General features: G+C 48.3%; 12 protein-coding genes and 2 riboswitches. Of the genes, 10 read left to right on the top strand and 2 right to left on the bottom strand.

Going from position 1 to position 14,991, the window contains the following annotated elements; genetic code table 11:
- Positions 1 to 351 precede the first annotated feature (351 nt).
- Positions 352 to 476: riboswitch (glycine riboswitch) on the top strand.
- Between the two features lie 4 nt (positions 477 to 480).
- Positions 481 to 616: riboswitch (glycine riboswitch) on the top strand.
- Positions 617 to 728: 112 nt separating this feature from the next.
- From sdaAB to AB4111_RS24605, 4 genes are all read left to right on the top strand, one after another.
- A complete protein-coding gene (sdaAB, locus tag AB4111_RS24620; protein WP_442033592.1) occupies positions 729 to 1,418 on the top strand; it encodes an L-serine ammonia-lyase, iron-sulfur-dependent subunit beta in 690 nt (229 codons plus the stop codon).
- Entirely contained in the window at positions 1,408 to 2,352 is a 945-nt protein-coding gene (gene sdaAA, locus AB4111_RS24615; protein WP_253429476.1) for an L-serine ammonia-lyase, iron-sulfur-dependent, subunit alpha, read from the top strand. Before sdaAB ends, sdaAA begins: the two co-directional genes overlap by 11 nt.
- A gap of 266 nt (positions 2,353 to 2,618) precedes the next feature.
- Positions 2,619 to 3,833: a YhgE/Pip domain-containing protein gene (locus AB4111_RS24610; RefSeq protein WP_442033591.1), complete on the top strand. Its 1,215-nt coding sequence runs from the start codon at positions 2,619 to 2,621 to the stop codon at positions 3,831 to 3,833.
- Between the two features lie 54 nt (positions 3,834 to 3,887).
- Positions 3,888 to 4,400: a PadR family transcriptional regulator gene (locus tag AB4111_RS24605; RefSeq protein ID WP_253429480.1), complete on the top strand. Its 513-nt coding sequence runs from the start codon at positions 3,888 to 3,890 to the stop codon at positions 4,398 to 4,400.
- 142 nt (positions 4,401 to 4,542) lie between these two features.
- On the opposite strand, the gene AB4111_RS24600 is transcribed toward AB4111_RS24605, so the two are convergent.
- Entirely contained in the window at positions 4,543 to 6,297 is a 1,755-nt protein-coding gene (locus AB4111_RS24600; RefSeq protein ID WP_442033590.1) for an alpha-glycosidase, read from the bottom strand.
- Between the two features lie 225 nt (positions 6,298 to 6,522).
- Between AB4111_RS24600 and AB4111_RS24595 the strand changes: the two genes are divergently transcribed.
- From AB4111_RS24595 to AB4111_RS24575, 5 genes are all read left to right on the top strand, one after another.
- Entirely contained in the window at positions 6,523 to 7,206 is a 684-nt protein-coding gene (locus AB4111_RS24595) for a response regulator transcription factor (RefSeq protein ID WP_105601503.1), read from the top strand.
- A gap of 26 nt (positions 7,207 to 7,232) precedes the next feature.
- The gene (locus AB4111_RS24590; RefSeq protein ID WP_442033589.1) at positions 7,233 to 8,768 is read left to right on the top strand and encodes a HAMP domain-containing sensor histidine kinase; all 1,536 of its coding nucleotides are present in this window, start codon (positions 7,233 to 7,235) and stop codon (positions 8,766 to 8,768) included.
- A gap of 85 nt (positions 8,769 to 8,853) precedes the next feature.
- Positions 8,854 to 9,768, top strand: a complete 915-nt coding sequence (locus AB4111_RS24585; protein ID WP_442033588.1) for an ABC transporter ATP-binding protein — start codon at positions 8,854 to 8,856, stop codon at positions 9,766 to 9,768.
- Complete coding sequence (locus AB4111_RS24580) at positions 9,765 to 10,481, top strand: ABC transporter permease (RefSeq protein ID WP_442033587.1); 717 nt, start codon at positions 9,765 to 9,767, stop codon at positions 10,479 to 10,481. The genes AB4111_RS24585 and AB4111_RS24580 overlap by 4 nt, the downstream gene beginning before the upstream one ends.
- Position 10,482: 1 nt before the next feature.
- A complete protein-coding gene (locus tag AB4111_RS24575; RefSeq protein ID WP_442033586.1) occupies positions 10,483 to 11,217 on the top strand; it encodes an ABC transporter permease in 735 nt (244 codons plus the stop codon).
- 95 nt (positions 11,218 to 11,312) lie between these two features.
- Here the strand turns inward: AB4111_RS24575 and AB4111_RS24570 are convergent, their stop codons facing one another.
- A complete protein-coding gene (locus AB4111_RS24570; protein WP_442033585.1) occupies positions 11,313 to 11,873 on the bottom strand; it encodes an acyltransferase in 561 nt (186 codons plus the stop codon).
- Between the two features lie 339 nt (positions 11,874 to 12,212).
- Here AB4111_RS24570 and AB4111_RS24565 point away from each other — a divergent pair, with 339 nt between their 5' ends.
- A complete protein-coding gene (locus AB4111_RS24565; protein WP_442033584.1) occupies positions 12,213 to 14,921 on the top strand; it encodes a PAS domain S-box protein in 2,709 nt (902 codons plus the stop codon).
- Positions 14,922 to 14,991: the final 70 nt, after the last annotated feature.

The following is a 14,991-nucleotide window of genomic DNA, read 5'->3' as shown; positions in this document are numbered from 1 at the left end:
TATAATTCAGATGTGCAGATCCGGAAGCGCTATGAACAGGAGGTTCAAAGATTATGGTTGCCTGAATACCCGAACAGTTTCGTGGACATTATCATAAATAGTAGTAAGCGCTTTATGAATTGAAGGAGAATAAAATAATCTGTTTAAAAAGTTCTTTTTATCGTATTAATGTGATGAAATCTGACAATATATTCTGGTTTCCAGCGGTTCAACAGGAAATGAAGGAAATACATCCAAAGATATCGTTAAGTTTGTTGACACTGATCTTCCGGTCGATTAATCTTAATGAAGAAGAATGAACGATTTCCATTACTGTTCTGACATACGCTCAGAATGGTTCCATACAGCGGATGATAACGAGCGGGAGAGACCTGAGTTAGCCGAGCAAAATGGCTAGTGTTCAGGCACCGAAGGAGCAAGCTGCTGCGCACCCGGCCCAGTGGTTAATCTCTCAGGTAAATGTACCATCGTTGGACGCAACTCTGGAGAGTGCGCGAACTGCGCCACCCAAGGGGTATATGATCAGTTAGCCTGGTGACCTTGTCTGCAATTGCAGGCCATGCACCATGTCGTGAGACACTGCTGATCGTGAAACTCTCAGGTATCGAGGACAGAGAGAGGGCCTGAGGCCTTCTTCTGTCCTTTTTTGATGTCATCATTCAGTAATAAAGGAACATTATGGCATGGGATCTGGATGGAAATGACGAATACAATTGGAGGGTTATAAGGTGCGATTTAAAGATGTTTTCTCAATTATTGGTCCGTCGATGACGGGGCCTTCAAGTTCACATACAGCTGGAGCAGCAAGGCTGGGAAGAATCGCTCGTCAGTGGCTAGGTTGTACGCCTGAACGTGCCCGGCTGACACTATACGGTTCATTCGCTGATACGTATCAGGGGCACGGAACAGATCTGGCACTGATCGGCGGTCTGCTGGATTATGTCACAGACGATCCGCGTATACCGGATGCAGAGCAATACGCAGAGGAAGCGGGCATGGAAGTCGAGTTTTATACAAGCGGCCTGCCTGCTCCTCATCCCAATACGGTCAAAATTGAGTTGTGGCATGCAGGACGTACATGTTCCTTAATCGGTGCTTCTATTGGTGGTGGTAGTGTATCGGTGCATGCGATGAATGATTTTCGTGTTCAGATTAGTGGTGAGTTTCCGACACTCGTTCTGCGACATGCGGACAAAGCAGGAGTGCTTGCCTCGGTAACGTCCACGATCAGTTCATCCGGGGTTAACATCGGGTATATGCAGGTGGACCGGAAAGCCCGTGATGGCGAAGCGCTTACTGCGATGGAGATGGACGGCGTGCCGAATCCTGATATGCTCAAGCGTCTGAAGGAGCTGGATCATGTACTGGACATTCGTGTCATCGATTTGAAGAGAGGAGTTGATTCGGATGCGATTTAAACATTTACACGAACTGAATACGATCTGTACAGCGGAATCCAAAACGATTGCTCAACTGATGATTGAGGAGCAAGTTCAGGAGACCAATACACCGGAAGCGGATGTTGTGAAGCAGATGTCTGAATATTATCAGGTGATGAAGGAAGCGGTACGTAAAGGGTTAACGGAAGATACCACATCACGTAGTGGATTAACGGGTGGAGACGGTAAAAGAATGGCCGAGTACATTCGCAAGGGTGAGACTTGCTCTGGTGATGCTTCCGCACTTGCCATGGCGTATGCCCTGTGTGTATCTGAAGTGAATGCCTCCATGGGCCGGATTGTGGCAACACCTACAGCCGGTTCCTGCGGCATCATCCCTGGCGTTTTTATCAGCTCACAGGAGCGATTTGGCTGGACGGACGAACATTTGGTGAATGGGTTGTTCTGCGCGGGAGCGATTGGTTATGTTATTGCCAACAATTCATTTATCTCCGGTGCGGAAGGTGGTTGTCAGGCAGAAGTGGGGTCCGCGATCGGCATGGCTGCGGGTGCCATGGTTGAACTGCGTGGAGGTACACCGGAACAGGTCGTTCATGCTGTTGGCCTAGCGTTAAAAAATACACTGGGCCTTATCTGCGATCCGGTCGCAGGCCTCGTTGAGATCCCGTGCATCGTCCGTAACGGACTGGGTGCAGTTACGGCGCTGGCTGCGGCTGACATGGCCCTGGCCGGAGTGCGTAGTGCTATTCCGTCAGATGAAGTCATCGACGTTATGCTGGAAGTAGGCAGTGCGATGCCGAGCCGTCACCGGGAGACAGCCCAAGGCGGGTTGGCTCAGACACCAACCGGTCGCAAAATGATGCAGAAGCTGGCTAAACCGAAGGCAAAGCGTGCAGAGCCTGAGACGGAGTCCGCGACTGAAAATGAAAATGACGTAGAACCTAAGGCGTAATAGAATCGGTATGAATTAAATCTAACTTAACGCTATCTCATGTAGTCCTTAGTCTTGATTATTAAAGGTGATGCAGCGCTCTTTGCATGATACGAAAGGCCGATACAATCTCTTCCTGGTGAAGATTTGTATCGGCTTTTTTTGTCTTTGACAACAAACAAAATAAAAACATATTGACGTTTATATATCGTATTGATATATTAACAATTGTCATATATCAATACGATATATAAAAGAGCGAAACAAAACTAAAGGAGATGGTTAAAATGAAAGGGATTATCCGTACGAGTCTGCTGTTTTTGAAAAATGGAGCGACTATTGTGGGTCTAATTACGGCCGTACTATTTCAGGTTTTCTTTAACATCATCTGGCTTAGCGGATACGATCGGGTTAATGAAAGAATGACTGAGTTGGCTGTCACGATCGTGAATGAAGATGGGGTGGCAGCTGAGCCAGTGGCGGAGTCTTTGGCAGCAGGGCTGGATTTCGAGATCATACCATCCGAATCGATGGAAGAAGCGAGACAACTGTTAACGGACAGGGAAGTATACATGATCATTGAGATTCCATCCGGTTTTATGCAGCAGACAGGAGACTTGTCGAAGACGGTGGCAGTCAATTATGTGATGAACGAATCGAACGTGGCTACCGTGAAAAGTGTGATGCAGAACGTAGCCGCACAGGTTACAGCGACATTGAATCGTGAAGTACAACAGAATAGCATTCGCGGAGTGCTGAATCAGTCCGGTATGCCTGCCGGTCAGGCCGATGGATTGGCGCTGGGGTTATCCTCACGCGTGGAGGCAGAGGTGGAGCGACTAAACCCTGTTGATAATTTTGCCTTTTCCATGGTACCGATGTTGATTGTAACGGCTACGTTTACCGGAGCGATGTTGCTTGGCATGAATCTGCAGAAAGTTTCTGGTGAATTGAGTGGCAGGGCAGGGAAGTGGGAGCGCTTCTGGGCACGTAACATCGTTAATCTTGGTGCGGCATTTATCGTTTCGCTCGTTGGATCGGGGATGATGCACATTATGGGGGTATCGTCAGCAGACGGTTGGTTCATGTTATGGCTGTTCCAGTTACTAATCACCATATCTTTTCTATTCATGGCTCAGTTGAGCCTGTTGTTGCTTGGCAATGCTGGGGCTTGGTTAAATAGTGCACTGTTGCCTCTATTGATGCTGTCCTCGGGATCAACAATTCCGCGAGATGTAATGCCTGAGTTCTACCAATTTATCGGTCATTATCTGCCAGCGACTTATGCTGTAGAGGGGATGATGAACCTTGTGCTCGGAGGAAACGGGATCGGCCGAGATGCGATGTTGCTCGTCGTAATCGGCGGAGTAACACTGACTTTGGGTGCACTTTGCACCTGGATCAGACGCTCCGGCCCGGCACGTTCTGAACCTCGTAGGGAGAACCAGCCTGTTGCTGTGCCGGTCGCTCTAAAAGCAACCGTTTCGTCATCTGATCATTGAACAAGGGGTACTGATTGTGATACGTTAAGGGGAATGGAAAGGAGCGGTACACCGATGAACACGCAGCATGTCATCCTCGGAATACTGCACAATCAGCCAAGTTCCGGATACGAGATCAAGCAGTACTTTGAACAATATTTTTCATTTTTCTTTGATGCCAGCTTTGGCACCATATATCCTACACTTGCGAAGATGGAAAAGTCAGGATTGCTGACTAAGGAATCGGTGAAGCAGGAAGGGAAACCTGATAAGAACGTGTACTCATTGACCCCTGAAGGAGCAGCACAATTTCACGCCTATTTAATGAGTCCTTTGGAAGCTGAGGTATTTCGTTCTGATTTTCTGATGCGTTTGTACTTCGGAGAGTTGGCGGATGAAGATACCGTAACGGGGTGGATCTCGACCCAGTTGAAGCGAAAGGAAATGTTATATGCTGAACTTCAGCGCCAGATGGAAGAATTCGGTGAGCGTATTTCTCCTGCACAGCGTCTGTGTCTGCAAGTGGGGCTTGTACAATATGAGGCTACCATCCAGTTGCTCAAGGAACAGCTGGTTCAGGCAGAATAACCATGGCCCTAATGATTAACGTCAAAGTCAAATAGGCACTCATCAGATCCGGAACAGGTCTGTAAGCGCCTATTTGATTTTTTATATTCCGATAAAGTGCACTCCTGTCCTGTCTTGCATAAAAGCATATATAGCTTGATGTTTATGTGAGACTAGTACTCAGTACGGCATATCCATACGCAGGCAATTCAATGGCAAGCACGCCATCATCCTTGGCGGTACGATGGTTTCCACCAAACAGCTCGGTCCATTCCCCGTCTCCTGCCTCCAGTTCGACAATAGCCGTCTCTTCGGATCGATTGAACAGGATCAGAATACGTTCCTCCTCATTTTGCCGCTCGAATACCAATTGGCTGCCATCGGGACGAGCCTGCAGGAAACGAACGGTGCCTTCTGCACGCAGGGCAGGATGAGCATGACGCAGGGAGATCAGTTTCTGATAAAAGTCGAACAGCTCACGGTCCTGCTTCGCTTCATCCCATTCCATGCATTTACGGCAGCCCGGATCATGCTCGCCGTCCATTCCAATCTCGTCTCCGTAATAGATGCACGGCGCGCCCATGTAACTGAATTGGAATAACGCAGCCAGCTTCATCTTGCGCTGGTCGCCTTCACACAGCGTGAGCAGCCGTGGGGTATCGTGGCTGTCCAGCAGGTTGAATGCTACTTCGCTGGCCTGAAGCGGATAACGGGATAATTGCCGACCGATGGAGTTCGCGAACTGTTCGGAGTGCATTGTGTTTTTCACAAAGAAAGCATTTACGGCATCCGTAAACGGATAGTTCATGGACGCATCGAACTGGTCGCCTTGTAGCCAGGAGGAGGACTCATTCCATACTTCGCCCAGAATATAGGCATCCGGATTAGCAGCTTTGACTACACGGCGGAAATCACGCCAGAAGGCATCATCCACTTCGTCTGCAACATCCAGACGCCATCCGTCCGCACCCACTTCCTTAATCCAGTACTCGGCAACCTCCAGCAGATATGCCTTAACCTCGGCATTCTCCGTATTCAACTTAGGCATGTGTGCTTCGAATCCGAAGGTCTCATACGTAGGAATGCCGTCTTTCACGTCCAGCGGGTATTCGTGTACATGGAACCAGTCCTTGTATTTGGATTGTTCTCCGTTCTTCTGCACATCCACAAACGGCGCAAACGTCTTCCCGGAATGGTTGAACACAGCATCCAGAAGTACGCGAATTCCACGTGCATGGCACAGCTCGACCAGTCGCTTCACGGTATCTGCGTCACCAAAGTGCCGGTCTACCCGCAGGTAGTCTTCGGTATCGTATTTATGATTGGTGGTAGCTTCGAAGATGGGTGTGAAGTAGATCGCATTAATGCCAAGATCACTGATATAATCCAGATGGTCGATCACGCCCTGAAGGTCACCGCCGAAGAAATTGAAAGGGGTCGGCTCGCCACCCCACGGTTCCACTTTTTCCGGACTAATATCCGGGTTGCCGTTCGCGAATCGTTCAGGGAAAATCTGATAGAACACGGCATCCTTAACCCATGCAGGGGGTGTGAATACAGCTCCTGCATGAATATAAGGGAACTGGAACATACGACCCGGATCATCTGGTTCTTCTTCCTGGAAGTCCGTCTCGGTCATCCAGATCTGTTCGTCTCCACTTTTAAGCAGAAAAGAGTACTTCAGTCGGTGGTAGGGAGGTTTCACCTCGCCCTCGTAGTAATCGAACATGGAGTCAGAGGTGAACTTCGTTAAGGGAACCAGCGCTTTGGTTGCATCCCACGCATATTTGTCTCCGGTCAGGGCATGTACCTCAGTCAGATCATTCTTTTTTGCGCGCAGGCGCAGATGGATTGTATCTTGATCATAGGCATAGGCCCAATTGCGTTTCGGTTGATGATAGATGGCTTCCAGCAGCATAATGAAATTCCTCCCGTCAGGTGTAGGTATAATATGTACTTGGTAGACTTGATTGATATTACATTCCCCACGTGAATGGATAAGTTATAATTAGAATGTGTGGTAACGTAAAGGATTTCAACATGGTTTCAACAAGATATGAATCCATGTATTATAGACAGCTTTTATGATGATGCTCAGATATATCATTAACCCATTGGGGGCAGAAAGGAAACGAATATTCGAATGAAAACCAAACTGTTATACATTGAAGATGATACGGAAATTGCAACTTGGGTCAGAGCCGATCTGGAGGAGCGCGGTTATGAGGTGGTATGGCTCGGCAGTGGTGAAGGTGCAGCGGAGGCTGCTGTTGGTTGCTCACTCATTATTCTGGATGTCATGCTGCCCGGGCTGGATGGATTTACGGTGGGCCAGCGACTGAAAAAAGAACATCCCGCCGTGCCCATTGTCATGCTCTCGGCCAGAACGTCCATTGACGACAAGTTGCATGGTCTCGATTTTGCCGATGACTATGTAACGAAACCATTTCACCCCGATGAACTGGCTGCCCGGATTGAGGTCCAACTGCGTAAGGCGGGAACTGCGGTCTCATCGGATACAGCTCTGAAGCTGGATCATCTCTCCATCTATGAGAAGGATAACCGCATCGTCAATGAGGAGACGGGGGATGAGATTGTTTTATCGGGAAAACAGTTCCACATCTTCGCCTACCTGCTACGACATATGGGCATGATTCGAACCAAAGAGCAGATCTATGAAGCCGTCTGGAACGAGCCCTATCTGGATGGAGACAAGACTTTGATGGTACATATTCGACATCTACGTGAGAAGCTGGAACTTGATCCGGCCAATCCGGTAATTATTCAGACAGTCCGCGGTGTGGGATATCGCGTGAAGAAGCCATGATCCGGCGGTTCCGAGAACGGAAGACGATGAAGTCAGAACGGAAGGGAGAACGAAGCGCGGGTCAAAAGCAGTCTGGGCGGCGCAAGCTACGCTTCGGGCGGTCCTTGATGTCCAGATATATCATCCTGATTCTAGCGGCAGTATTATTCGTGCCCGTCGTTCTTCCGATTATATCCATCCTATATGTTGTCGTAGTGAATAACACGAATACGAATCAAGCGGCACCCTATGGTGACGTTACTCGGATTAGTAACCTCTGGTCGCGTGAAGCGGAGAACCTGAATGGTGCTTCAGATGAGGAGATTAAGGCCCGTTTGGAGCAATTACATGCATCGTATCCCAAGTCTTCCATGTATCGTGTGAATGCGAGCGGTGAGACCCTCTTTATTCTCGGTGGTGAAGATGTAACGCTTCTGAATTCCACATCGCCGGATGGCGGGACAGACACGACATTGAGATGGTCACTGGATTCCGGGAAAACGGCAGAGACTCGAATTCCGGCTATATGGAATGTGAGCAACACGGTGCAATTCATGAAAGAAGCTTCCTTTCGAGATCCGTTAACCGTAGTTACATACATCGGCGGAGGTGAAAAGGACAAGGGACAGGGCTTCATGATCATTGAAGTGCCGCGATCACTTCTGCAAATGACACAGAGTAACTGGCCGATGGAGCTCCTGTATCTCGGCGTTGTCATGATGATCATCTTCATGATTTTCATCATCATGTCGGTTCTCTTCTTCGCACGCATTCGCAAAAGGCTTATACGATTGCAGACGGCAATGATGACCACGGGCAAAGAAGGCATCCCGCTTCCGGTTGATATCCGCCGGTCAGACGAGATTGGTCAACTGGAGGAATCATTTAACCAGATGGTACATCAACTGTCCGACAGCCGCGAGCGTGAACGTGAGGAAGAACAATTGCGCAAACGTCTGATTGCGGGGCTTTCCCACGATCTGCGCACCCCGCTAACGGTGATTCGTGGACATATGCATGCTTTGCACAAGGAAGCGCTGAGCGAGCAAGGTGACCGTTCATTACATCGCATGGAAGCGAAGATGGAGGACCTCGGCGGGCTCATTGACAACATGTTGTCTTACAATTTGCTCACGAGTGGTAAATATACGTTGAAGCTGGAAGAGAAAGATATGCTACGCATTGTCAGGGAAACGGCGGCTGCCTGGTACCCGGTCTGGGAGAAAGAGCAATTCGAAATTGATATTGACCTGCCGGATGAACCGCTAATCTGGCATATGGATGAACAAGGCATGCGCCGTATTCTCGATAATTTGTTTCAAAACGTGATCCGTCATGCCGCCAGCGGGAAATATATTGGCATCTCAACCCGGGAGATTCAGGGGGAGACGGCCATCGTTATTCAAGATTGGGGTCCGGGAATGCAACAGGATTCCGACACCAAAGGCACAGGTCTGGGCTTATCCATTGTAGACTTGTTGATTCGTGAGATGGGTCTGCGCAAGCGGGTAGACAGTTCCGATGCGGGTGTCCGGACATCTATCTACAGTGGTAAAGGAATGAAGGAAACGATCCACCGCTGAAATAGCTTTTTTAAACTAAACTTAAACTGGAGACTACCTTGGCTTTAACCTTGGAAGGTTACGATAGTTCCGAGGTGATCATACAGTGAGTGAAAATATTATTCAAACAGCAAATCTATGGAAAACATATCGGGATCGTGCAGCGGTCCGTGAACTTGATCTGCATATTAAAAAGGGAGATATCTACGGCTTTCTCGGTCCCAATGGTGCCGGCAAAACAACAACAATTCGCATGCTTCTCGGCTTGATTAAACCAACCAAAGGCGTGATCCGTGTCTTTGACAAGGATATCCGCAAGGAGCGCATGGATATTTTGCGCCGTGTAGGCTCCTTGGTTGAATACCCGTCCTATTACGGACATCTGAACGCAGTAGAGAATCTGGAAGCCTTGCGCCGCATCATCAATGTACCAAAATCAAGAATTGATGAGGTGCTGTCCATTGTAGATCTGACCAAGGATGCCAAACGTTCAGTGAAGGGGTATTCCCTTGGGATGAAGCAACGTCTGGGTATTGCCAGCGCTTTGCTGGGTGAACCGGAATTGCTGATTCTGGACGAACCAACGAATGGGCTTGATCCTGCCGGTATTCAGGAGATTCGGGAACTGATCAAACGCATGCCTCTGGAACATGGCATTACCGTTCTGGTTTCCAGCCACTTGCTGAGTGAAGTTGAACAGATGGCAAGTCGTGTCGGTATTATCCGTGAAGGCAAGATGGTGCTTCAGGATACCATCGCGAGTCTGCATAGTCAGACGGGCAGCTCGATCCGGTTAACAGTTTCCGAACCGGAAGAGGCCATGAAACTGGCGAGAGAGCAGGGGCAATTTGGTCAGCAACAAGGTTCGGCGTTAACGTTCCCTTATATGGATAATCCCTCGGTTGCGCTGCTTGTGCGCCGATTGATTGAACAGGATCATGATGTGTATCGTGTAGAAGAACAGCGTCAGTCGCTGGAAGATCTGTTCATGCGGGTCATCGGCGAGGGGGCATCCATATGACCGGACGTGCATTATCGTCGGACTGGCTCAAGATTCGGGGGAAGGGAATCTGGTTTCTCGTTTTTCTGGCCCCTATTGGATTGACAGCGATGCAGGCGCTTAATTTTGGCTTACGGTTGGACTATCTGAAAGAACAGTATGCCGGTAACCTGTGGGGTGGATTGCTGGGCAATGTGGTTGTCTTTGTGCCGTTGTCTCTTATGCTGGGAGCGACCATTCTTAGCTCCATGATTGCTAATGTCGAGCATGAACAGGGGTCGTGGAAACAGCTTCTCGCATTGCCGATTCCAAGGCCGGCCGTATATCTGTCGAAGTTTTTGCTGGCATGTCTGCTGCTGGTGATCTCCTGCCTGCTGCTAACCGCAGGGATTATAGGTTTGGGTCTGATCCTCGGATTCCATGCCAATGAGATCCCTTGGATGCATGCAATCAAGCTGGGGCTGTTGCCCTTGGCTGGTGCGCTTCCCGTGTTGTCGTTGGAGTTATGGCTCACAATGGTCAATAAAAATCAGGCGCTTCCCGTCACTCTGGGAATTGTTCTCGCGATAACAGGTATGTTCGCGCTCAGTATCTCACCGAACTTTCCACTTGCTTGGGCACAGATGGCTTGGAATGGACCTAATCCATATCTGTATGCAGGCATGGGTGCAGGTCTGGGGCTCTTAATCCTGTTGATGGGTATGTTGTACTTTAGCCGAAAGGATGTGGCCTGATATGAGCTTCGCGACAACGTATTTTCGCATTCTATCGGCTGAGCGGCTAAAAATGGGCAAATCCCCCGTGTGGCTCCTGATTCTGTTGAGTCCGCTCATTGCGCTGCTCATCGGGCTATTGTCCACTCCATCGGGGAATTGGCAGGTATTGATGGGCACCATGGTATTCTTGCACGGATTACTCCTTTTGCCGATGCTGACTGGCGTGTTTACCTCTTTTGTCTGCCGTTTTGAACATGCAGGAGGAGGGTGGAAGCAGATGCTGGTATTGCCACTCACACGTTCAGGGGTGTATGCAGGCAAGCTGACGATTGTACTCATGCTTCTGGCGGGTACACAAGTATTGTTGCTGATGTCCATTCTGCTGGCAGGCATGATCCATGGCATTACGATGCAGATCCCATGGGGATTCCTGGTGGGCAAACTGCTGCTTGGGTTGCTGGCCTGTGTACCACTGGCTGCCTTGCAGATGTTCGTTTCCCTGGTGTGGAGCAGCTTTGCTGCACCGCTCGCACTGAATTTTGCACTGACCGTGCCCAATATCCTCATCGTCAACTCAGCGACATATGGACCGTATTATCCTTGGGCGCAACCGATGATTCTGATGACACCCGTAGACGGCGGAGGTTTCGGAGCCTACAACGTGCCGCTGATGACGATGCTGGCGGTCGTTGGAGGCAGTGCTGTCATTTTCATTGGAATCGGCATGATGTATTTTGCCAAAAAAGAAATTTGAATAATTAGATATACGCCTGGTTATCGTAAAATCAAGATCCTTCTTAAGCAAAACATGCAAAGCTCTATTGTATGTAGGCTTCAGGAGGATTTTTTCTAATGCCTAACCCACCCGTCATGAATGGTCAGCTCTCGAATGATTTTGGCTGGGGCTCCTGCTACAAGTGTATTCTCGGGTACATCTTTGGTCACCGTGCTCCCTGCTGCCACGACTGCATTTCTGCCAATCGTCACTCCGGGCAGAATGAGCGCGCCTGTACCAATCCAGGCATTATCCCGGATAACAATTCGTTTGGCAGTCTGGCTCCCATCATCCAGTGAATCAATCCGGTGATAAGCACTGTCGAATATACTTGTTCGAGGACCGATCATGACGTTATTACCAATCGTCACCTCTACGTTGGCGGCAATCCCCACACCGGCATTAATCATGACGTCATCGCCAATGGTTAATCGTGCCCCTTTGACCACGGTTAGCTGGGTTCCCCAGGGTTTACCGATGATGTTAAGCCTCTTTCCCACCTGTAAGTCACCCCGTTTATTCAGATAAACCTTACCCCTGATTCTTGGCAGCAGGCCCATTGAGGGTTGGATTTTACCAAAAATGGCCAAGCCTCTTAGTTTGCCATAGGCAATTTTAACTCTGTTGGGCAGCATGATTCATCCATCCTCTCCGTCGTCAAAAACGTTTTTTAACGATTATAGCCTTTTTGATACAAAATGTATCGTTAATTTTATGTCGTGGCTTTCTACTTTGTATACCTTGCATGCGTTCGAAGACGCCTCCGAAGTAAAATTAAAATTCCAAGTATTACATCACACAACATGTGAATTTAATCATAGATTGTAAGCAAAATGAGACGAGAATCTGGTAAAATAAAAAAAGCTGTTTCTAGGCGGGCTTACATGGTTATTCGAGGGTAGACCCATTTTGGCAAGGGATAATCAATCCCTGATGTTAGATGAAGATATTGGCTGAGAAAAGAGGGGTAAGCCTTGGATATTAATAAAACGGAAACCCTGAAGCGCATTATTTCTGAGGGAAGTTCTTACCAATCACTGTTTTTTAACCACCCGGATGCCATTTATGTGATGGATATCCATGGAAACTATATTGATGCTAATCCCTCGGTAGAGCGAATCTCGGGGTATACACTGGATGGCTTGATTCGTATGAATCAAAATCAGCTCTGTCCTCCGGACAGTGCAAATTTACGCAATGAATATATTAAAGAGGTACTGGCTGGACGTTCAGTCAGTAATTCCATTACTTTTTATCATAAAGATGGTTCTCTGAAACAGGCAGAGATTACGTATGTGCCTATAACGGATGGAAACGAAGTTGTAGGAATCTATGGTATTGCCAAAGATGTTACCGGTATCCTGGAAGTGCAACGTGAGCTTAAAGAGGCACAGGAGAAATATCAGGTGCTGGCTGACCATGCACAAGATCTGATTACGACTTGTTCTACGGATGGAGAGTTGTTATATGTCTCACCTTCCGTGTACGCCTTGCTGGGTTATAGGCCGGAGGAAGTTACAGGAAAGTCCTTCAAGGATTATTGTTATCCGGGAGATTACCCTGACCCGATGGATCTTACCAAGATCAGCAATGGCTGCAAGATGCGTGTGCTGCACAAGAAGGGGCACTATATCTGGATGGAGACATTGGCGAAGCCTGTGGCCAGAGAACAGGGCAAGAGTGTCCAGATTGTAAGCATCAGCAGGGATATTACCCAGCATAAGGATGCGGATAGACGTCTTCGCGAAAGTCGTCAGCGATACAGATCGCTATTCGAACATAACCCGGCAGCTGTGTATTCATTGAATCTGGAAGGCAAATATAGTGCGGTGAACAGCAAACTTGTACAGATGCTGGATATTCCGCGTAATAAGCTGATTGGCGAATCTTTTCTATCTAATCTGGATAAATGCGAAGTGCAATACGGCGAACATTATTTTGCAATGGTGAAGCAAGGCGAACCGCAATATTATGAGACCCGAATCGTCAATTCAAGGGGTCGGAAGATTGAAGTGTCTGTTACGAATGTGCCGATTATTGTGGATAAAGAAGTGGTAGGCGTCTATGGAATCGTGTCCGATATTACCGAGCGTAAGGAATACACGGGACGAATTCAGGAGTTAAGCAAGCAACATGAGCTGATCCTCAACACGGTTACGGAAGGAATATATGGTTTGGATGCGGATGGAATCACCATGTTTATGAACCCAGCAGCAGCTTCGATGTTCGGTTATGAGGCGCAAGAGTTCATTGGCAAGAACTTACATCCCATTATTCATCACACCCGTGCAGACGGAAGTCATTTCCCAATAGAAGAGTGCCCAATTCACATGACCGTGTTGGATGGACAGAGACGTTCAGTCAAGGAAGATGTATTCTGGCGTAAAGATGGCAGCAGCTTTCTGGTACAGTATCAGGTGACGCCGATTATTGAACAGGGACAGATTCAGGGCGCGGTGGTCGTGTTCAATGATGTGACTGGCGAACGCGAAATTGTACGTGCCAAAGAGACAGCTGAGCTGGCGGCTCAGGCCAAGTCAGAATTTCTGTCAATGGTTAGCCATGAGATCCGCACACCGATGAACGGGATCGTGGGGATGACAGAATTATTGATCGGTACCGATTTATCGGAAGAACAGCGTGAATATGCCGAGATTATTCAAGACAGTGGCGATGCGCTGCTGAACATCCTTAATGATATTTTGGACTTCAGTAAGCTGGAATCCGGAAAAATGGCGCTGGCTTATGAACCATTTGCATTACGTAAGATGCTGGAACAGGTTGCCGAACTGTTTAAACCTCGTGCAGATGAGAAACATCTGGAGATCAGATATCGTCTCAATCCAAGCATCCCTGAGTTCATGGTTGGTGACGCCATACGTATCCGGCAGATTCTGGTGAACTTGGTTGGCAATGCGCTTAAGTTCACAGATCAGGGAAGCATTGATGTTAACGTGGATATTATCAAAGGCAGGAAGCCTGAAGATAGCGTGCTTGATTTTGCTGTGCAAGATACGGGAATTGGCATCCCGGCTGACAAGCTGGATCAGTTGTTCCAGTCCTTCTCTCAGCTGCATCCGGTGATTAACCGCAAATATGGTGGTACAGGGCTGGGACTGGTCATCTCCAAGCGACTCGTTGAGATCATGGGAGGTAGTATCAGTGTCGAGAGTACAGAAGGGGAAGGCTCAACCTTCCGGTTTGCTGTTCCTGCGGCGAGTATAGATGCTTCAGCAGAACAGACAGCAAGTCAGTTCCATCATGATCGTACACGTCAGAGTGACAAGGTCGCCATGCGTATTCTGGTGGCGGAGGATCATCCAGTGAACCGCAAGATTTTGCGAGAATATCTGGAGAAGCTTGGATACCAGGCAGATGTGTGTACCAATGGCGTAGAAGCGATTGATGCCATCTCTCAGAATGCTTATGATATTGTTCTGATGGATATTCATATGCCAGTGATGGATGGACTTAAGGCAACAGACCTGTTACACCGCCTAATTCCACGGGATCGCATACCTCCAATCATCGCAGTTACAGGCAATGCCAAACGTGAAGATAAGGAGGCTTGTCTGGAGATTGGAATGCGTGACTTTATTAGCAAACCGGTCATGCTAAGTGAGTTGAAGCGGGTGTTACAGCAATGGGGGCCAAGGGACGAACCTCAGCTTGCACCGAATTGAACAACGACTCGAATCAATTTCATAACTCACTTAAATCAATTTCTGTAACTAAATATAGACAAAATGAACC

The organism is Paenibacillus sp. 2KB_22, from assembly GCF_052115745.1.
Taxonomy (GTDB): Bacteria; Bacillota; Bacilli; order Paenibacillales; family Paenibacillaceae; genus Paenibacillus.
Note: the sequence above shows the minus strand (reverse complement) of the source record. Positions and strands in the feature narration are given on the sequence as shown.

What these genes read in the sequence shown, in the direction of transcription:
- sdaAA (WP_253429476.1), top strand. Translation starts at nt 1,408, where the DNA reads ATGCGATTTAAACATTTACACGAACTGAATACGATCTGTACAGCGGAA.
- AB4111_RS24610 (WP_442033591.1), top strand. Translation starts at nt 2,619, where the DNA reads ATGAAAGGGATTATCCGTACGAGTCTGCTGTTTTTGAAAAATGGAGCG.
- AB4111_RS24605 (WP_253429480.1), top strand. Translation starts at nt 3,888, where the DNA reads ATGAACACGCAGCATGTCATCCTCGGAATACTGCACAATCAGCCAAGT.
- AB4111_RS24600 (WP_442033590.1), bottom strand. Translation starts at nt 6,297, where the DNA reads ATGCTGCTGGAAGCCATCTATCATCAACCGAAACGCAATTGGGCCTAT.
- AB4111_RS24595 (WP_105601503.1), top strand. Translation starts at nt 6,523, where the DNA reads ATGAAAACCAAACTGTTATACATTGAAGATGATACGGAAATTGCAACT.
- AB4111_RS24590 (WP_442033589.1), top strand. Translation starts at nt 7,233, where the DNA reads ATGAAGTCAGAACGGAAGGGAGAACGAAGCGCGGGTCAAAAGCAGTCT.
- AB4111_RS24580 (WP_442033587.1), top strand. Translation starts at nt 9,765, where the DNA reads ATGACCGGACGTGCATTATCGTCGGACTGGCTCAAGATTCGGGGGAAG.
- AB4111_RS24575 (WP_442033586.1), top strand. Translation starts at nt 10,483, where the DNA reads ATGAGCTTCGCGACAACGTATTTTCGCATTCTATCGGCTGAGCGGCTA.
- AB4111_RS24570 (WP_442033585.1), bottom strand. Translation starts at nt 11,873, where the DNA reads ATGCTGCCCAACAGAGTTAAAATTGCCTATGGCAAACTAAGAGGCTTG.